This is a genomic window from Vibrio sp. 10N.222.55.C6, assembly GCF_041473395.1.
GTDB lineage: Bacteria > Pseudomonadota > Gammaproteobacteria > Enterobacterales > Vibrionaceae > Vibrio > Vibrio crassostreae_C.
This window is the reverse complement of record NZ_JBFRSD010000663.1, coordinates 1-412: the sequence shown is the minus strand read 5'-3', so window position 1 is coordinate 412 and position 412 is coordinate 1. Positions and strand designations below refer to the sequence as shown.

Sequence of the window (412 nt, the reverse complement as noted above, 5' to 3'; positions counted from 1 at the left end):
CCCTCGTGATGCCTTAAGTCGTGTCGAAAACATGTTCTCGATGGCAGGGTGGAACATATCAACCAAAAACTTACGAGCTCAGATTGCCTCGGCTATCCACCTTGTTGTTCAAATGGAACGCCAAGAAGATGGTAAGCGTCGTATGGTGAGTATCCAAGAGATCAACGGCATGGAAGGTGAGGTGATCACAATGTCGGAAATATTCCGTTTTCAGCGTAAAGGTATTGATGAAGACGGCAATATTATCGGTTATTTCACGGCAACGGGGGTCGTTCCTCAATACCATGACCAGTTAGTCAAACGTGGACTCGACCTACCTTTCGAGCTCTTTAGTGAGACCAAAGGTTAAGGAGAGATTATGGACAATGTAAGCGTTTCATTAGGTCTATTATTCATTGCGGTGCTTTTTATC

At 44.7% G+C, this 412-nt stretch carries 1 pseudogene; it reads left to right on the top strand.

Features of this window, described 5'->3' with window-relative positions:
• Window positions 1-349: pseudogene (locus AB4486_RS25540) on the top strand (CpaF family protein); the annotation flags it as partial.
• Window positions 350-412: the final 63 nt, after the last annotated feature.